Annotated in this window: 17 protein-coding genes and 1 tRNA gene; 3 read left to right on the top strand and 15 right to left on the bottom strand. The window is 52.6% G+C overall.

What is annotated here, in order from left to right; translation table 11 throughout:
* Positions 1-9: 9 nt before the first annotated feature.
* The 4 genes from HMPREF9156_RS0103740 to HMPREF9156_RS0103755 all read right to left on the bottom strand — a co-directional run bounded on the left by HMPREF9156_RS0103740 (position 10) and on the right by HMPREF9156_RS0103755 (position 4,749).
* On the bottom strand, positions 10-954 hold the full coding sequence (locus tag HMPREF9156_RS0103740) for an HAD family hydrolase (protein ID WP_007147461.1): 945 nt from the start codon (positions 952-954) through the stop codon (positions 10-12).
* 129 nt (positions 955-1,083) lie between these two features.
* Positions 1,084-1,938, bottom strand: coding sequence for a sugar ABC transporter permease (locus HMPREF9156_RS0103745; protein ID WP_231198091.1), 855 nt, complete (start codon positions 1,936-1,938; stop codon positions 1,084-1,086).
* A 56-nt stretch (positions 1,939-1,994) separates the two neighbouring features.
* Positions 1,995-3,401 (bottom strand): carbohydrate ABC transporter permease, encoded by a 1,407-nt coding sequence (locus HMPREF9156_RS0103750; RefSeq protein WP_007147463.1) that lies wholly within the window; start codon positions 3,399-3,401, stop codon positions 1,995-1,997.
* A gap of 121 nt (positions 3,402-3,522) precedes the next feature.
* On the bottom strand, positions 3,523-4,749 hold the full coding sequence (locus tag HMPREF9156_RS0103755) for an extracellular solute-binding protein (protein WP_007147464.1): 1,227 nt from the start codon (positions 4,747-4,749) through the stop codon (positions 3,523-3,525).
* Between the two features lie 264 nt (positions 4,750-5,013).
* Here HMPREF9156_RS0103755 and HMPREF9156_RS0103760 point away from each other — a divergent pair, with 264 nt between their 5' ends.
* The gene (locus HMPREF9156_RS0103760; RefSeq protein WP_007147465.1) at positions 5,014-6,780 is read left to right on the top strand and encodes an alpha-amylase family glycosyl hydrolase; all 1,767 of its coding nucleotides are present in this window, start codon (positions 5,014-5,016) and stop codon (positions 6,778-6,780) included.
* 1 nt (position 6,781) lies between these two features.
* On the opposite strand, the gene HMPREF9156_RS0103765 is transcribed toward HMPREF9156_RS0103760, so the two are convergent.
* The 7 genes from HMPREF9156_RS0103765 to HMPREF9156_RS0103800 all read right to left on the bottom strand — a co-directional run bounded on the left by HMPREF9156_RS0103765 (position 6,782) and on the right by HMPREF9156_RS0103800 (position 12,444).
* A complete protein-coding gene (locus tag HMPREF9156_RS0103765; RefSeq protein WP_007147466.1) occupies positions 6,782-7,969 on the bottom strand; it encodes a N5-glutamine methyltransferase family protein in 1,188 nt (395 codons plus the stop codon).
* The gene (gene prfA, locus HMPREF9156_RS0103770; RefSeq protein WP_007147467.1) at positions 7,935-9,029 is read right to left on the bottom strand and encodes a peptide chain release factor 1; all 1,095 of its coding nucleotides are present in this window, start codon (positions 9,027-9,029) and stop codon (positions 7,935-7,937) included. The genes HMPREF9156_RS0103765 and prfA overlap by 35 nt, the downstream gene beginning before the upstream one ends.
* 221 nt (positions 9,030-9,250) lie before the next feature.
* A complete protein-coding gene (gene rpmE / locus HMPREF9156_RS0103780) occupies positions 9,251-9,463 on the bottom strand; it encodes a 50S ribosomal protein L31 (RefSeq protein WP_007147468.1) in 213 nt (70 codons plus the stop codon).
* A gap of 193 nt (positions 9,464-9,656) precedes the next feature.
* Positions 9,657-9,730 (bottom strand) — tRNA-Ile (locus tag HMPREF9156_RS0103785).
* Between the two features lie 132 nt (positions 9,731-9,862).
* Positions 9,863-11,179 carry a hypothetical protein gene (locus HMPREF9156_RS0103790; RefSeq protein ID WP_007147469.1) on the bottom strand — a complete coding sequence of 439 codons (1,317 nt, stop codon included), beginning with the start codon at positions 11,177-11,179 and terminating at the stop codon, positions 9,863-9,865.
* A gap of 285 nt (positions 11,180-11,464) precedes the next feature.
* On the bottom strand, positions 11,465-12,145 hold the full coding sequence (locus HMPREF9156_RS0103795) for a DUF4097 family beta strand repeat-containing protein (RefSeq protein WP_007147470.1): 681 nt from the start codon (positions 12,143-12,145) through the stop codon (positions 11,465-11,467).
* 38 nt (positions 12,146-12,183) lie between these two features.
* On the bottom strand, positions 12,184-12,444 hold the full coding sequence (locus HMPREF9156_RS0103800; RefSeq protein WP_007147471.1) for a hypothetical protein: 261 nt from the start codon (positions 12,442-12,444) through the stop codon (positions 12,184-12,186).
* Positions 12,445-12,592: 148 nt separating this feature from the next.
* Between HMPREF9156_RS0103800 and ettA the strand changes: the two genes are divergently transcribed.
* Both ettA and HMPREF9156_RS0103810 read left to right on the top strand, forming a co-directional pair.
* A complete protein-coding gene (gene ettA / locus HMPREF9156_RS0103805) occupies positions 12,593-14,272 on the top strand; it encodes an energy-dependent translational throttle protein EttA (RefSeq protein ID WP_007147472.1) in 1,680 nt (559 codons plus the stop codon).
* A gap of 92 nt (positions 14,273-14,364) precedes the next feature.
* Positions 14,365-15,366 carry an acyl-CoA thioesterase gene (locus tag HMPREF9156_RS0103810; protein WP_007147473.1) on the top strand — a complete coding sequence of 334 codons (1,002 nt, stop codon included), beginning with the start codon at positions 14,365-14,367 and terminating at the stop codon, positions 15,364-15,366.
* Positions 15,367-15,419: 53 nt separating this feature from the next.
* On the opposite strand, the gene HMPREF9156_RS0103815 is transcribed toward HMPREF9156_RS0103810, so the two are convergent.
* The 4 genes from HMPREF9156_RS0103815 to folP are packed head-to-tail and all read right to left on the bottom strand — an operon-like array spanning position 15,420 to position 18,901.
* Complete coding sequence (locus HMPREF9156_RS0103815; protein ID WP_007147474.1) at positions 15,420-16,343, bottom strand: hypothetical protein; 924 nt, start codon at positions 16,341-16,343, stop codon at positions 15,420-15,422.
* Positions 16,344-16,877 (bottom strand): DUF3180 domain-containing protein, encoded by a 534-nt coding sequence (locus tag HMPREF9156_RS0103820; protein WP_007147475.1) that lies wholly within the window; start codon positions 16,875-16,877, stop codon positions 16,344-16,346.
* Positions 16,874-17,932, bottom strand: coding sequence for a 2-amino-4-hydroxy-6-hydroxymethyldihydropteridine diphosphokinase (folK, locus tag HMPREF9156_RS0103825; RefSeq protein ID WP_007147476.1), 1,059 nt, complete (start codon positions 17,930-17,932; stop codon positions 16,874-16,876). Before folK ends, HMPREF9156_RS0103820 begins: the two co-directional genes overlap by 4 nt.
* 9 nt (positions 17,933-17,941) lie before the next feature.
* The gene (gene folP, locus HMPREF9156_RS0103830) at positions 17,942-18,901 is read right to left on the bottom strand and encodes a dihydropteroate synthase (RefSeq protein ID WP_007147477.1); all 960 of its coding nucleotides are present in this window, start codon (positions 18,899-18,901) and stop codon (positions 17,942-17,944) included.
* Between the last annotated feature and the right edge of the window lie 18 nt (positions 18,902-18,919).

Raw genomic sequence — 18,919 nt, forward strand, 5'->3', positions numbered from 1 at the left:
GCGTCCTCATTATAAACTGCGGCCTGCTATAAAATCATAAACAGCCTGATAGTCTGCACCATGAACGGATAACACCGCCTGCGGCTCCTGTGCAGAGGAACGGCAGGTGCCGTTATCCGTTCCGGCAGTTCCTGCAGTATCTGCTGCGCCAGCTGTACTATCGGCATTACCGGGACCACCGGTGCCGCCTGTATCAAGGTATATCCCGTCAATGCCCACACCGGCTGCTCCCCTGATATCACATACGCTGTCGTTGCCTATCATAACCGTTTCGGCCGGAGCAGCGCCCGTGCACTGCAGAATATGCTCGAAAAAGGCGGGGGACGGTTTTTTATACCCTATCCGGGATGAGAGGAATACCCTGTCCAGGAAGGGTTTAAGCCCCTCTAGTTCCTTATCCGTATACAGCTCCTGGGCATTGGATGCGAGCACTGTGGTCAGTCCCTTCTTCCTCAGTGCCGTGAGGAAGTCAGCAGCCCCAGGGAATATGCGGATCCACTGGCGCGACGCCTCCCTGAAAACGGTAGGTGCACGCACAAGCAGATGTTCCCCGCTCACAGTTTCCGCGCTGATGCCCATGTCGGAGAATATCCCTGTATACACCTCAGCAATATCTATCTCGACCTGCGAAGCATCCTTCCCGTCCCGTAACGCTGCTTCCGGGTGTCCCGCAGCGCCGTCCGCCGGGACAGCGCCGCCAGGCAAGCTGCCGTTGCCCGTACCGGCAAGCGCCAGCTCGGTTTCACGCTGTTCCCTGGCCATAAACCTCTGCCTGAGGTTTTCCGGCGAATGTATACCGGCACCGCTGTCCTCTGCATCCGCCCCGGAGCTGTGATTCCCTCCAGAGTATGGAAGCAGATAAGCATACAGGGCCTCCCACGGCTCCGGGGACGCTTCATCTGTATGGATATCAAGCAAAGTACCGTACAGGTCAAGAAAAACGAATTTATACATCACACCTCGTTTCCCCGGAAACACCCCCGAAACATAACAGATGCCCGCCTGCGGAACCGTAAGCGGGCATTGTCCAATGTGTCCGGCTGCATATATCCCTTGCAGCCTCTGTCATTATCCTGCGATATGTCAGCCCTTGACGGAGCCTGACATTGCTTCCTGGTAGAAGCGCTGCATAAGGATGAAGAGGATAGCGATAGGGACCGATACGCATACCGCACCCGCAGCAAAGCGGGTGTACCACTGGTAGATATACTCTTTCTGAAGCATATTCCACAGGCCCAGAGCCACCGTCCAGCCATGCTGGTCGCGGGCAATCACCCCTGCCATGACGAAATCAAGCCACGGGGCAAGGAAGCCGACAATAGCCTGGTATACGATCATAGGCTTGCAGATAGGGACGATGATCTTCCAGAACACCTGCCATTTGGTGCAGCCGTCCAGGTAAGCAGCCTCATCCAGGGAGGCCGGGATCGTATCCATATAGCCTTTCATCACGTAGAAACCTGCACCGGAACCTGCAGAATAGACAATGATCAGCGCAATCAAAGTGCCGGAACTGCTGGTCAGACCCATAGCCTTAAGGATGAAGTAGATAGCCACAACAGCCATGATCCCCGGGAACATGCCTAGGATAAGGGCAATATTCATGAAGGTCTTGCGGAAATGGAAGCGCAGGCGGCTCATGCAGAATGCTACCGACAGCACAAAGAACAGGCTGATAAGGCAGACAAAAACTGCAATAATGAATGTGTTGAGGAACATCCTCGGGAAGTTCATCACATCCGTTTCCGTAAACAGCTTCACATAATTGTTTACCGTATATTTAGTCGGGAAGAAGGTATTCTGGGTAGCCCCCTGGTCTGCGTTGAAGCTTTCCAGGAATACCCAGACTATCGGCAGTATCCAGATGATCCCCATCACTGCGAGGAACAGATGCGTGAGGATATCAAGGATGATCCGTCGCGTCCTCTGGTTCTTCAGCCCTGAGGCGCCATTCTGATACTGGCGTTCTTCCTGTGCAACTGCTGTACTGTTACTCACTGGAATCCCTCCTCATTCTTGTAGGAGCCGGAGTTGCGATACGTTATCAGTGAAACTACGGCAAGGACGATGAACGTCATAATACCTATGACTGCGCCAAGGCTGTAATTCTGTTTATCTACAGTCAGCTTGTACAGCCACGTGATAAACAGGTCCGTCTTGCCCGCGGACGCGCCGACAGGGGTCGGGTCGCCGTTCGTAAGAAGGTAAATAACGTTAAAGTTATTGACGTTGCCGGTAAATGTCGTGATCAGGTAAGGCGTCATGACGAAGAACAGGTACGGCATGGTGATCTTGCGGAATATCTGCCACCAGTTCGCACCGTCTATCCTTGCTGCCTCATACAGGTCAGCGGGGATATTCTGAAGGATGCCGGTAACCTGCATGATCGTGTACGGGATACCCACCCACAGGTTGATGACGATAACAGTCACACGAGCCCATGTCGCGTCGGACAGCCACGGCAGCGGTCCGCTGATCCATCCCCAGCTTTCAAGCAGGCGGTTTATTGCGCCGTTCTGCTGCAGCATCGTACGCATAACAAGGAGCGAGACGAACTGCGGGACAGCAATAGACATTGAGAATACTGCGCGCCAGAACCCCTTCAGGCGGGTCGTCTTACGGTTGATGATCATAGCCATGAACAGCCCGAAGAAATAATTGAGGAATGTAGCAAAGAATGCCCATACCAGGGTCCAGACGAGGACACTGGCAAACAGCCCGATATTGATAGTGGAACCGGTAGTCGAGAAGACCCGCTTAAAGCTGTCAAACCCTACCCATGTGAACTGGTCGGTATGGCCTTCATCATAATTTGTAAACGCCATGGAAATCATGAAGACCAATGGCAGGATAGTGAAGATGAAGATGCCCAACGTCGGCAGGAACATCAGCGATACTGAAGCATTCTCATTGGTAAGGCTCTTCAGGTCATCGATGATCCCTGGGGCATGCCCGTTCTCCCTGGCAAGGGTCTCTGCCTTGTACGCCGAAGACATCGATATGGACATCAGCCATACGAAAATCAGGATAAGGACAACGGTTATGACCCCATAGAGGAGTACTTCAACTGAAGGGTCCGGATTAATATAGTTCCAGACACCATCGATTTTGACCCGCCGCTGTGTGCCTCCGCCAAGGCTGGGAAGCCGTGACAAATTGTGGATACCTGCAGTAACGAAGAAATAGATAAAAGCCGCTTCTACAGCGAGGAAAGCTATCCCCTTGACGAACTGTTTATGGATCAGATTGCCTAAACCAAATATGAAGAAAGAAAGCTTAGAAATAACGCTTCCGTGTTTCAAAGCGTGTATAAAAGAGAAACGGGACGGGGCAACATAATCTTTGCTTACCTTTTTTTGCTTCTTCTTACTGACTGCCGGCGTCTGTGCCGTCGCTGTCACGATCCACCTCCTTTTATTGTGTGGAATGAATATGGAATAATGATGGGTGCCCGCTGCACAATCTGCTACGGGCCCCCATTCACACTAATGTGGACTTTTCAGCCCTGTGTAGTTATATGAACTACTTCTTATAGGAGTTCAGCCATGACGTGGTCTGAGCTTCAGCATTGGACTCAGTCACGGTCTTGCCTGAAAGTGCCTTGCCGAAAGTCGTTGCCGGCTCCCAGAAGTTATTCATAGCAGAAATCGTAGGCTGGTTCACAGAGTACTTCTCAATGGTCTCAATCTGAGCAATAGCGGCAGGATCAGACTTGATATCGGCCTGATCCGCAAGGGTCTTGTCAGACGGGACAACATTGCTCATTGTGTAATGTGCCTTCTGTGCCTCCTTGCTGCCAAGGTATGCAGCAAACTTCGAAGCCCACTTCGGGTTCTTGGAGTTAGGGTTGGAAGCGATTGCCTTGGAACCGGAGAATGGCTTGATCTGTACAGACTTGCCGTTCAGGGTGTAGGAAGGCGCCGGGGCAGCAGCATAGTTGTCGCCGAGGGCTTCTTTAGCATTGGAAGCATCCCATGTACCGGAGAAGAAGACATCAGCCTTCCCTGCCTTGACAGCAGCGATACCTGAACCGTCAGCATCATCTGAGAAGTTCGGGTTTGCAACGAGCTTAGCAAGGTATGCGGTTACAGCAGCAGCATCCGGGAAGTTTACGCCGGCCTTTGCATCTGTGCCCTTCGCGCCAAACATGGTACCGCCATTGCCCATGTAGAATGCAGGGAAATACCATGAGTTGGAAACGGGGAAAGTCACCTTGCCCTTCTGAAGCATGGTGTCAAGGCTCTTAATGTCCTCGGAAGTGAACTTTGACTTGTTGTAATACATGAACCATGTATTGCCGGTGAACGGCACGCCATAAAGCTTGCCGTCAGAACCGGTTACAGACTGGATAACAGAATCGGAATTCTGCTCCTTTACCTGCTTTACAGCATCATCAGAAAGCTCTGAGATAGCATTGGATTCTTTCAAAGTACCGAGCTGGTCGTTAGCAAACATGTATACGTCTGCTGCAGCCTTGGCATCTGTCTTTACCTTCTTGCCGGCATCCCCTTCAGACACTACAGCGTTCTTCCATGTGAACTTGGTATTCGGATTGGCCTTCTCAAAGTTCTTTTCCATGGTCTGAAGCCATGAATCGGACTTGGCCTGATCCTCGGAAGGACCCCAAACAGTGAGCGTCACATTGCTGTCATTTGAGCCGCCGCCATTGTTGCTGTTACCGCATGCGGACATACCAAACAGCACGGCACCGGCAGCTGCAATGCTCATTACTTTTGTGAGTTTTTTCATAAATAACTCTCCTTAAACCCCCACTGCTTCGCGGGGACTATTCCTTTTTCCGCGTTCCTCATATACCTACTGCGGTATCAATTAGAACGTTCACTTTTGATGGTAGCAGAAATGTATTTTGCGTACAAATCAGACACGCGAATAATGCGGACCAAAATCCAATAATATTTTTAACTGGTATTTTCAGCAGGCCGCAGGAAACGGGCACAGAAGGACTCTCTGCAGTTCCCCGACGGGTACCTATGATGCATTAAAGTATCCTTCATGACCAGTACTAAAGAAAAACCGGCAGCACGGCAGAACCGGCAGATGAGTACAGAGGGCGGCAGCTGCCCCGCATCCCCAGATGCAGGCAGCGGGCCGATCCCTATTGCGGAAAGTACAGCCCCATGGCACAAAGACAGCCCGCAGTGGCTGCAGGATGCAGTGTTCTATGAGATATACCCCCAAAGCTTTTACGATTCCAACGGTGACGGGATCGGTGACATCCCCGGCATCACACAGAAGCTGGGCTATATACAGTCGCTGGGATGCAATGCCCTGTGGATCAACCCCTGCTTCGATTCGCCTTTCAAGGATGCCGGTTATGATGTGCGCAACTATAAACTGGTTGCGCCGCGGTACGGCACTAATGATGATCTTATCGGGCTGTTCAGTGAAGCTCACAGGCGGGGGATGCATGTGCTGCTGGACCTTGTCCCGGGGCATACCAGCGAGGAGCACGAATGGTTCACACGCAGCTCGTCTGCAGATCCTGGGGAATTCGCCGACCGGTATATATGGACCGACAGCGCCTTCAGCAACGGCGATTCACTCCCATTCATAGGAGGCGAAAGCGAGCGTGATGCTACGTATATACTGAATTTCTTCAAATGCCAGCCTGCCCTCAATTACGGGTTCGCCCATACGCGCAAGCCCTGGCAGCAGTCGGCGGGAAGCAGGCATGCTGCGGAAACCGAAGCCGCAATGGTTGATATCATGCAGTTCTGGCTTTCACGCGGATGCGACGGCTTCCGTGTTGATATGGCCGATTCGCTGGTGAAATTCGATCCTGACGACAAGCCGTATACAACCGCAGCATGGAAACGGATGCTTGCACCTGTCAGGGAAGAGTTCCCGCAGGCTGCTTTCGTATCGGAATGGGGGCGCCCGTGGCTTTCCCTCAAGGCAGGCTTCGATATGGACTTCTATCTCGACTGGCGCTGGGGAAACCCTAACGGGTACAACCAGCTGCTGCGGGATACGGATACACCTCTTGTACGCGATGATGACAAAAGCTATTTCAACGCCGATTCAGGAACATCACCTGTAGGGTTCCTCAAAGATTATCTGCCCCAGTATGAGAGGTCACACTTGCTCGGCAGCTTCAGCTTCCTGACCTGCAACCATGACACCCCGCGTATTGCACCCCGCCTGACAGCGCGTGAGATAAGCCTGGCCTACGGGATGGTCTTCACTATGCCCGGGATACCTTTCCTTTATTATGGCGATGAGATCGGGATGCATTACCGCGATATCCCTACAAAAGAAGGAGGATACCGGCGGACCGGCAGCAGGACCCCCATGCAGTGGGCGCCGTATAATGCCGGAGCGTCGCCCTCATGCGGCTTCTCTTCTGCCGATCCCTCACGCCTTTATCTGCCCGTAGACACTTCCGGCGCGGATGACGGCATAAACGTGGAATCACAGGATGCTGACCCGCATTCACTCCTCAGCATCATCCGGGATATCATAAGCCTGCGCCGCGCACATCCTGCGCTTTCGCCGTCTTCAGGGCTGTCAGCAGTTTTTGCACAGGAGGACATGCGGAGCCTTGCCTATACCAGGACAGACCCGAAGTCCGGTGAGTCTGTCCTTATTGCCGTCAATCCGGGGACATCCGAAGAAGCATTCGACATTGGGACTGGCCCTGCTGCCGGCCTGCTCCTGCATATCGGCGGTATGCCCCGTTGGGAAACAGCCGGAGGGGATGCCTCCCGATGCCGCCTGCACTTGCCGCCGCAGGCATTTGCAGCTTATCTGATGCAGTAACTCACCGCTTTATTGCTGTCAGGAAGCGGTCCCTGCCTGTAAGGTCCCGGCGGGTCCGGACGTCACTGAACCCATTCCGCGATGCAAAGCTCCGCAATGCCGCTGCCTGGGAAATATCATGCTCCATAACAAACAGGCCGCCGGGACGCAAAAGCCGGGAACTGCTGATGATGATTTTCTGCGGGATCTCCAGCCCGTCTGCCGAGCCGCCGTATAAAGCGATGTCAGGGTCATATTCACGGACTTCAGGCTGCTGAGGTATCCGGCTGAGGGGCACATACGGCGGATTGCTCAGGACAGCGTCGAACCGGCCTGTGCCGAGGGTACCAGCGATTGCGGGATCCGCAGCATCGCCGTGGACAAGGTGATAGCGGTTTTTAGCTGACGGGTCAGCCCGGCAGATTTTATCCGCATTTTTATGCGCCCATTCCAGCGCATCACCGCTAATCTCAACGGCATATACTTCGGTACCGGGGCACTCTGTTAACACTGAAAGCCCTACTGCCCCGCTGCCTGCGCACAGGTCGGCAATACGCGGGCGGGCTGGGGGCCTGCCCCGGCCGTTCCCATTATCCGGCCCCAGCTCTGCCTTGCTGCCTTTTCCTGTACTGTCGGTCCCCTCTCCGGTGCTGCTGTCCCCTGCTCCGGCACTGTGCCCTTCCGCGCTGACACTTTGCCCTTTATCCCGCAGCCAGTCAAGGCCTATCTGGACGAGGGTCTCTGTTTCAGGGCGGGGGATAAAAACCCCCGGTCCCACGGATATCTTCAGGAACCTGAAAGGGGCATATCCTACTATATATTGCAAAGGTTCCCGGGCCTGCCTGCGCATAACACGCTGCCTTAAGAGCCGGAAATTCTCTTCCTGGGCGCCCGCAGCGCTGATCGGGCAATGCCCGGCAGACTGCAGATCTTTCAGGCTTATCCCCATAATAACTGCAAGGGTGATATCTGACGAAGACACCCCAAACGTAGAGCTGAGAAGGAGCCGCGCCTCATTATCCGCATGTTCTATGCCTGCCTGCCCCAGAGCCTGCGCAATCCCGCTGAGGGCATCCCCGACCTGGGAATTGAAAGAAAAACCAATATCCATCGTAGTGACCCGCAACCCTGCCGTAGCCTTGCCGCCGTACTGTGTCTGCAGCTGCTGCTCCCCGCTACTGGCTCTGCCGGGCAAGGCGGGCTTCCTCATCAGCCTGTATATCGGAATCGATCACAGCCTGGAGGTCGCCGTCAAGGACAGCGTCAAGATTGTATGCCTTATAATTCGTGCGGTGGTCTACGATGCGGTTCTCGGGGAAGTTGTATGTGCGGATACGCTCCGAACGGTCAAGGGAGCGGACCTGGGAGTGGCGCATATCAGCGGCCTCCTGGGCTTCCTCCTCATGCTTCATTGCCAGAAGCCGCGATTTGAGGACACGCAGCGCTGCCTGCCGGTTCTGTATCTGGGATTTTTCATCCTGCATACTTACTACGATCCCCGTAGGGATATGCGTCATACGCACAGCAGAATACGTAGTATTTACTGACTGTCCGCCGGGGCCGGAACTCATGAATATGTCGATCTTCAGATCTTTAGGATCAATGGTAATCTCATCATCGTCATCATCGGCCTCAGGGAACACGATCACGCCGGCGGCGGAAGTCTGGATACGCCCCTGGGATTCAGTCACGGGGATACGCTGCACACGGTGCACGCCGCCCTCATATTTGAGCGATGCCCACACACCGTCGGCAGGCGCCACCGCCCCTTTAGTGCGGAATGCGATCTGGAGGTCTTTTACGCCGCCGAGCTCAGTCATATTCTGGCTCATGACCTCGGTGGACCACCCGCGCTTTTCGGCGTACCGGGTATACATACGCAGCAGGTCGCCCGCAAAAAGCGCCGCTTCTTCGCCGCCGGCGCCTGCTTTGATCTCCATGATCGTATCGCGGGCATCGTCGGGGTCGCGTGGGATCAGCGCTGTACGCAGCTTTTCTTCCAGCTGCGGCAGCTGCGCCTCCAGCCGGGCAGCTTCCGCGGCGAAGCCTTCATCCTCGGCGGCAAACTCCTGTGCCGCTTCAAGGTCGCCTGCAACGCGCCTGTACTCCTCGTATATGGAGACGATCTGTGCCAGCTCGGCGTGGCGCCGGCCGAGCTTACGTATCTTATCCGGATCCGATGCCACCTCCGGAGTGCTCATCTGCTGCTCAATATCATGGTACTCATCCAGTGCCAGCTGTGCTGCCGGAAAATCTTCAACCTGTGCCATTCGTATATTCCTTATTTGATATTGTGCGGGATATTATGAGGGACCGCCAGTATCCTTCTGCTGCCGGCGCCCTCAACGCCTGTTGCCAGGCGCATGGGTTATGCCTGTTTATATCTGTTTATGCCTGCCTGTTTTGTGCAGAGCCAACTCAGCGGAAGATACAATGTAGAATACAAAAACGCCAGCCCCAGCGTATGCCGGGCCTGGCGTCAAACGTATAGCTACTTGTTCTTCTTGCCGTAGCGTGCCTCGAAGCGGGCAACGCGGCCGCCGGTATCAAGGATCTTCTGCTTACCGGTGTAGAAAGGATGGCAGTTAGAGCATACATCTACGGTCATATGTCCGGATGTGACAGTTGAACGGGTAACGAAGTGGTTACCGCATGAGCAGGTTACCTCGGTAGGTACGTACTCCGGATGGATATCCTTTTTCATATTTCTCCTAGGGACTTAGGGGAACCGGGTCGCCATGCCCCTTTAGCAGGCGTGAACCGGAAACCTTGAGTGATTATACGCTTTGCGGGCGACGTGTCAAGTCCTGGGAGAATTCCTCTACAAGCGGATCGGAACAAATCAGAGCGGATCCCGGCTATTTGCAGTTCATATCCGATGCTCTAGAAGCAGTACGTGGGGATGCAGGGGCTTGAACCCTGGACCGAACGATTATGAGTCGTTTGCTCTAACCGACTGAGCTACATCCCCAAGTCGCTACGCAGTACATAGTAGCAGCCGCCGCGTAAAACCCGCCGCACTGATGTGTCTCATAATAATTCTTCTATACCAACACTAATCGCGTATATTCCACTATTGCTCGAAGCGTAGCAATTATGTAAATTAATCAGTTTTCGTTTTTCTATAACCAAATACTAGATATTCTGTCGGATTTAGTTTTCCTATTAATGATGGTGGGAGGTTTGGATGTTTCTGTATATAATCAATATTAAGAAATTCAACACTCTCTAGCTTATTTTCTATATTAATTAGTTCTTCACGATTCTTAGTTTCTCTAATTTCTTTTGTTCCAATGAACAATTCCCCGTCGGGTTTAAGAAAAGAGACTATTTCTTTTTCTTTCAGTTCTTCCAGTACTCCACTACTAATATCCCCCTCATCAGTGGTCCAAGTGCTAAAGTCCATAATGATAGTACCATAGGAGCTTTCTTTCAAATCTTTCTTTTCGTTTTCGAAATCCTCTTTATTCATATATTTACTACCAGTACTTACAAGATCAATATAATGCGAAGGGACGCTACCCTCTACATCCGCGGATCCAATATATAATACAGAATCCCTAGACTGTGCTATATATTTAACTAGCTTATAAAAATATTCTTTTTTACCTTTATTCTCACACCATTCCTCATTCTCACTTTCGACAGTCTTAATCTTTGGCAGCTCGCCCATTTTAGGACAGAAGGCAAAGCACCATAGTAGGATGAGCACCGATGCTGTCAATAATACGAATGATAATGTGCTCCACGGGTGTGACAATGATTCCGTACACAATACTCCTATACTATTCGCTATTCCCAACGTGAAAAAACCAACCTTCCACCACTTACGTTGCATATCACGTAATCTAATAAGTTTGAATGAGTTCTCGAAGGAGTTTTCCTTACATCTGCCTAAAACCTCTTCATAATAATGATCGCGATAAAGGTATGGTTTTGCTATATCCGTCCTAAAACTTCTGTGCCAAAAGCACCATCGATACAAATAAACACTAATCAAAGCCATAAAAGGTACAAGTACAATCACAATAAAGAAACATAATAGACTAAATTCTATTTTTGTTTCCCTCGTAATTCTATCGTCTATGAACCAACAATAAATAATAAAACTTAGACATAATGATAATAAAATACCGGAAAAATAACAAAATATATAGCCTAGCCAGGGCTGATATCTAGCATTCTTCTTCCTTATATTCCTATAATATGAATCTTTAGAGTAACCAAGCAACTTATAAGCTAGTACTTTTTTTCTCCGTTCCTCTAGAAGTTCCTTTTCTACACCGTTAGAACTCTTAATCCTCCTTTCAATTCGCTCAAGCTCATCAAGCACATTAATATTATCGTTACTATGGAGTGGTGTAAGTTTTAAGAGTGGTGTAAGTTTTAATAAAAACTCGACTAATTTCCCATTAACCATACCTTGCCGACCTCCATCTTAAAATGACCCACCGCATTTCAGGACGAAAACGTAGCCTTGGGTGGGTGCTGATAGCTTTATTCTAGCATAACTGCACGCCTAATTCTCCGCATGAAATACGGATTAAGTGTTAACAATAAATCGCCGGCTACTCCCTAAAAATTGGATAGTTTTATCGTGCTTTTATCACGTATCAACAGCTGTATCTTCATGATCTTTTAATATTCACACTGTAACGCCAACCCTAAAAGGACTGCTTCTATACGTGTCAGCCGGCAAACCAACCTACCGGATAGACACATTCCCAACGTCGCATGTGATTTTGAAAAATGGGGTGCCTTTTTTAGTATCCGCAGCGGTCAGGGCGCTGATCTGCCGGGAGCCCAGGGACAGCTTCCCGACACGCAGTTTTGCATCATACCCGAAATCTTCCGGGATGCCTTCAAACGTCGCGTTGCCGGCAGAGCACGCCAGTTCTATGGATTCGCGGAGCACGCCGCTGCGCCACTTCACGTTCCCGGCCTCAATACTGACTTTAGCAGTCCCGATATCAACATTGTCCAAATCAATATTCGCCGCTCTGTTCCTGATAGTCAGTTTCTTTGAATTCAAGCCGTTTACAGTACAGGCAGCCCCATTCAGCTTGATTTTAGTGCTTTTGAGGACACGGTCAGGAAGGGTGATCTTCACCCGCGGTATATCAGCGTCAGTAAGGACAAAAATATTCTTGAGCAGCGGCTTCTTGCGCCTGACAGTCAGGATCGAATCAGCATATTCAATAAAGAAATCCGACTTCTTGCAATTCTCAAACTCAAGCGATTCAGCCTCACCCACATCGACGCTGCAGCTAACACCTGCAAGGTTGAGTTTCAGCCCCACCATCGTTTTCCCGTTAAAACTGGCATGATGCTCATCCCTGCCGTCTTCGGCGCCTTTATTATCTTTTTTGCTGTCTTTGTCGCTCATCGTGTTTCCTTTCACACATGTACCTCTATTATAGCCGCTCATCTGAACCCTGAGCCGGGTTCCATGCCAATAAGCCAGTCAAGCTGACGGGCTATAGGCAGGCTATCTATCTGCTGATTATCCGCTAAAAACAGGCTGTATTTTAATTTTATTTTCTGTATTTTTGCCGTACTATTCATCCCCGGTGGTAAAACACGCAGATATAAAATCCGATTCGACGGTTTTTCAGCGATTCCTATTTTTATATCTGCGTGTTTTACCACCGGCATAGGGGAAAGTGGAAAACAGACGCTTTCCATCGCCTCACCTCCGCAATACGCGCATCGTCACACATATCCAGTATTATTGGAGCCGTTGTAAAACCTTGGAAATAACCGCGGAAACTAAGGGCTGAGGACCTTCAAAGCCCTGAGCGGCCAGAACTGCAGACAGAGAACAGGACATACGTTGGCTGAATTTATTTATCAGATGATAAACGCCCGCAAGGCTTTCGGAGACCGCGTCATCCTTGATGACGTGACGCTGAGCTTCCTCCCCGGCGCCAAAATCGGCGTCGTCGGCCCTAACGGCATGGGCAAATCCACGCTGCTGAAGATCATGGCAGGGCTTGACACGGTATCAAACGGCGAATCAACGCTGACGCCCGGCTATACGGTAGGCATACTCCAGCAGGAACCGCCGCTTGACGAAGACAAAACAGTCGGCGAAAACATTGAAATGGCGTTCGGCGATATCCAGAAGAAAGTCCGCCGCTTCAATGAGATCGGCGAAGAAATGGCTTCTCCAGATGCTGATTTTGACGCTCTTATGGCAGAAATGGGCGAACTGCAGACTGAGATCGACGCGGCAAACGGCTGGGACCTGGAAAGCCAGCTGTCCCAGGCGATGGACGCCCTGCAGTGCCCTGATCCGGATACCCCGGTGGAAGTGCTGTCAGGAGGCGAACGCCGCCGCGTAGCACTGTGCAAACTCCTGCTTGAAGCCCCTGACCTTCTGCTGCTTGACGAGCCGACCAACCACCTGGATGCGGAATCGATCCTGTGGCTGGAGCAGTTCCTCCACACGTATAAGGGTGCCGTGCTCGCAGTGACCCATGACCGGTACTTCCTTGACAACGTTGCGGAATGGATCTGCGAAGTTGACCGCGGGCATCTGTATCCGTACAAGGGGAACTACACCACGTATCTGGAGACCAAGGCCAAGCGCCTTGAAGTCCAGGGGCAGAAAGATGCCAAACTCGCCAGGCGGCTCAACAGCGAGCTCGAGTGGGTGCGGAGTTCGCCGAAAGCGCGCCAGGCAAAGAACAAGGCACGCCTCGAACGGTATGAACAAATGGAAGCTGAGGCCAGGAACTCCAGGAAGCTTGATTTCTCAGAGATCCAGATCCCGCCGGGGCCGCGGATGGGTTCCAAAGTCCTTGAGGCTTCACATATCCATAAGGCTTTCGGCGACCGGGTGCTTATTGATGATCTGAGCTTCACCCTGCCGCGCAACGGCATCGTCGGCGTCATAGGCCCTAACGGTGTCGGTAAGTCTACACTGTTCAAGACTATTGTAGGCCTGGAACCGCTGACAGGCGGGAACCTGGAAATTGGCGATACCGTAAAGGTCTCTTATGTTGATCAGAACCGCGAAGGGCTGGACCCCAATAAGAATTTATGGGAAGCAGTTTCCGACGGTAATGATTTCATTGAAGTGGGCGGCATTGAAGTACCCACCCGCGCATATGTTGCCAGTTTCGGCTTCAAAGGGTCAGACCAGCAGAAGCCGACGGGCGTGCTTTCCGGGGGCGAGCGCAACCGCCTGAACCTGGCGCTTACCTTGAAACAGGGCGGGAACCTTCTGCTTCTTGATGAGCCGACGAACGATCTGGATGTGGAAACACTGGAAAGTCTGGAAAATGCGCTTATCGCATTCCCCGGATGCGCTGTAGTCGTTTCCCATGACCGCTGGTTCCTTGACCGTATTGCGACCCACATCCTCGCATGGGAGGGCGATGACGAAAACCCTGCCAACTGGTACTGGTTTGAAGGCAACTTCCAGTCATACCAGGAGAACAAAGTACAGCGCCTGGGCGAAGAGGCCTCCAAGCCGCACCGCCTGCACCGCAAACTTACCCGTGAATAGCAGGTGTATACGAGTAACAGCTGCACATAACGGACAGGCGGTTCCCAGCTTTTTATCACGCCAGCGAATACAATAAAGCTATGTCCGAAAATATGCCTGGCCGCAGTACACCTGCAGGATCTGCGCAATCGCCTGTCAACCGTCTCATAGATGTCCTGTCGCTGGGAGAGCCGGCGGCAAGCCTTCAGCATACGTATATCAAGGGCGAGAGCCTCTACTTCCCTACCGGCCATGTTTATGGCGGACAGGTGATTGCACAGTCTGTTGTCGCTGCATCGGAAACTGTGCCTGAAGGCCGCCTCCCCCAGTCTATCCACGGATATTTCATAGCGGCAGGCGATATCCATCAGGATGTCCTGTTTGATGTGGAAAACCTCCGCGACGGCAGGTCTTTCTCCTCCAGGCGGGTGAATGCTACTCAGCGCGACGGGGCAATATTCACTGCGATCACAAGCTTCCAAGAGTACGGGCAGGACGGGTTCCAGTTCCATGATCCAGCGCCGGATGCGGCCGTGCAGCCTGAAGACCTTCCCAGCGTCAAAGAGCTTATGAAGCCTTATGAGAAAGTTTCTCCTCTTGCGGCGTATTATGCTAAGGAATCACCGTTCGACATCAGGCATGTTACGCCGACAGTCCTGCTCGGGAACAGCAACAGCAGCGGTAATAACGGCGGGAAAGGCAAAAATGACAGCAAAACCAGGGACCAGGGCCGCAGCCAGAACAGCACGGCAGGCAGCGCACATGCAGAGGGCGGGCATCAGCTCGTATGGATGAAAGCGGACGGGAATGTGGACGCAAGCCAGACCATACACCGCGCACTGCTGGCTCTGGGATGCGACCAGATCATGATGGAGCCGATACTGAGACGCGCGGGGATAAGCTTTACGACTAAAGGGATATCATTCGCTTCCATAGACCACTCCATGTGGTGGTACGACAATATTGACATGAATGACTGGACCCTTTTTGAGCAGGATACACCGGTTGCAGGCCACGGCCGCGGGCTTGCCACGGCAAAGGTTTACAGCCGTGACGGGAAACTTGTAGCGGCTATGGTCCAGGAAGCTATGATCCGGGTGCCGCAGGCCGAGTAAATATTTTATACCTTCATAGGTATCTTATAACTTCAGTCCGCAGGATAAGCCAGCTAAGAACGGAGATCCTGCTTCGGGGCGATGATATTAGCAAAATGCCCTGCAGCAGAAAGCAGCTGTGCCGGAAGGTACCGCGGATCATCCTTATCAAGGCTTTTATCAGGGACAGTATAAACTTCTACAGGGGTATCCGGGAAAACCGCATCGTGCTGCCCCGCTTCAGAACGCAGCCACTGGGCAAGGGACTCGGCATTATGAAAAACAAGCATATTAGAATCCCCAAGAAGGGCAGCGATTTCCCCATAATACGGATAATCAAGGTTTTCTGCAATAGCTTCACGGATCTGCCCTGCTGATGAAGAAACGTCCCCAGTACCCTCAGCACGCAGCAGGGCTTCGAAAACAGCATTGATCCCGCGATACGCCTTCACCGCATCTTTCCGGGGGTTAGACCGCGAATATACTTCTGTGACGAACCACGCATCAGGGTTCGCAGGGATATCTTTATAAGGCTGGTTTTTCTTCCAGTTATGCGAGCGCCTTACATCCGTTATCGGCTGCGCTTCAGGCGTAACAATACGCGCCAGGACATGCTTTTCAATCTTGTCCCACAATGTCCGGGCATCCTTAAAACGGCGGGCATTGCCCGACCCGTCAGCAGCACGCCTGGCGGCATGGGTGCACAGGGACCTCAGATGTACCACGGAACCGGGGGTCCCGGGGAGTGATCCCGCATCAGCAGTATCTACAGCATGGTAATCATCGGCATTACCGTCAAGGATGTCAATGATATCAAGGAAAAGGTCCGAGGCATCATTGATATACCGGCCGTTCGCCAAAGGGTACTGTTCCTGCGGAGGATACACATGGATAAGTTTCAGCGCGTCTATGCCGCGCAGCCCTGCCTCCTTCCGATAAAGGGCGATACCCTCCCCATCCTCATGGCTGCGTACCATCTTCATCTCGTAATGCGTCATTTATGCCCTCCTCACGTTCGATTCGCCTGCAGCACGGGCACGGCGTTTTTTATGGGCAGCCTTACGTTTAGTTTCAGGATGTTCAGGCCCTGGGGACGGAGGCCTCCTGCACCACCTCTCGCCGACGATGCCAAAAATAACATCGGCTATGCATACTGCTATTGCTATGGCACACTGGATAACAGCGGACCTGTAATATTCGATCTGCACATGCGGCAGGCTCAGCAGCAGCTGGCCGCCATACCAGCCCGTAAGCGCCGAACAGGCAAGGGATAACGCCTTGCTCATGATCAGGGTATTGACCGCCTGCTGCGGGTTGATCTCTTTGCGGTCCCCTTTCGCATACCTTCTCACCTGCCATGCAAACCAGAGGATAATGCAGCCTACAAGGAGCAGGATAACGGAAATGAACCACGGCACACCAAGCAGATAGATGTTTGCCTGCTCTGTAAGGAATTCCAGGAAGCCGCCTGCGAGCAGCCCCAGCAGAAGGGCGACAGCAAGATGCCACCACGGCGTGAATCGTGCTTTCATGCTAAACCTCCCAGTATCCAGTCATCAGAAACTTTGTTGACAGCATCCCTGTCGGGCGCCTGAAGGATGAGCTCGCCAACCGGCCCGCCATGCTTGCCACGGAGCACCGCATCAGGTTCAATATCACGCCAGGGGGAAAGAACAAAGGCCCTCTGCCATGCACGCGGATGGGGCAAAGTCAGATGGGGGCTTTCACTCACTATACTATCAAAATCTATAATATCCAGATCCAGAGGGCGCGACCCCCAGTGCACTTCACGGGACCGCCCATGCGCGGATTCGATCATATGCAGGCTGTCAAGGAGCTCTTCAGCACTATGCGTCGTGTCCACCTGGACTACAGCATTGAAGAAATCAGGGGTACCATCCGGCATCCCCCAGGGAGCAGTCCTGTACAGCGGGGATATGCCGGTCACCTGGTTCCCGGGTATGGCATCAATCGATACCACTGCACTTCGCAAAGCCTGTTCGCAGTTGCCCAGGTTTGCACCCATCGCAATAACAGCATGATGCACAGCAGGTGATTGCGGTGCGCCGGGCACGCCGGCATCACCCACAGAGCGGCTGTCCGGCGGCATACGGTTTCCATCCCCGTACGCGGTAAACGCTCCGCTGGCTGCTGACCCCGCATTCCCTTTCCCGGCGCTCTCGGCTGTTTCGGCGGACAGCTCAGCCTGCACATTATAATCCTGTGACTGGCGCTCAATAGATACGCTTACATCATCAAACAGTGCCCCAGAGGATCCCGCGGCAGTTTTATGCACTGTTACAGCAACTTTCTGTACACGGTATGACAGAAGGACAGCATCGGCGATTTTCTGGGCAAGCCTTTCGAGCAGATCAACATGGTCTCCTCCGACCACTGATATGACCCGGGAAGCTATCTGATCATAATTGACTGTGTCTACAAGCTCATCGCTGCGGACAGCATCAAACAGATCCAGATACATGATGACATCCACGGAAAACAGCTGCCGGGCCTGCGGACTGCTGCCGGTGCCGTACAAACCATGGGTACCGTATGCATGGATGCCTGTAAGTGTTATCCTGTCCATCCTTCACCGTCACTTCCCCATATAGTGCCGCAGAATATCCCCCGCAGCGACCGCACATACATTCCTGCGCACATCATGCACCCGTACCGCCCACGCCCCGCGCTCGGCGATAAGTGCGCTCAGCCCTGCCGTTACAGCATCTTTATCATCAAGGCTCACATCATCCTGCTGTGGCACAGGCTTCCCCTTCACGGTGCTGCCCTGGCCCCTACGCGCAGGATCAGGATAAGGGCCGGAGGCGATACTGCCAATAAACCTTTTGCGGGAATGGCCTATGAGCACCGGATACCCTGCTGCCTGGAATCTGGCAAGAGAACTGATAAGCGGCAGGTTGTGGGATATCTCAGGCTTGGAAAAGCCGAGCCCCGGGTCAATAATGATCCTTTCGTCGCTGACCCCTGCAGCGCGGACAGCATCCACCTGATGCATAAGTTCTGCATACACGTCATTGACAACGCCATTCCCGTATATCTCAGAGCCGCCGGCAGCGCCGGGATCCAGCCAGCCGCGCCAGTGCTGCACAATATAGGGGCAGCCGTATGCGGCAGCAACATGAGGAAGTTCCGGGTCAAGCTGCCCGCCGGACACATCATTGATGATTGCAGCCCCATGCTTCAAGGCAGAATCGGCGACTTTTGACCGTGTCGTATCAACAGAAACAGGCACCATGTGCCTGCCGCTATCAGATCCGGCTAAGGCAGCCAGTACCCCAAGCACACGCTGTTCCTCTACATCTTCAGGGACCCGGCGGGCACCGGGGCGGGTCGATTCGGCACCGATATCAATAATATCAGCGCCTTGTTCAGCCATATCATGCGCATGCCGGACCGCGTCTTCAGTACGCAGCCATATACCGCCATCAGAAAATGAGTCTTCAGTAACATTCAGCACACCCATAACAAGCGTACGCGATACGGGTATCCCAATTACCGCATTGATACGCCCGTTTATGGCCAGCACAGTTTCCATATCAGGCTCTTTCCCATT

Source organism: Scardovia wiggsiae F0424, assembly GCF_000269605.1.
Lineage (GTDB): Bacteria > Actinomycetota > Actinomycetes > Actinomycetales > Bifidobacteriaceae > Scardovia > Scardovia wiggsiae.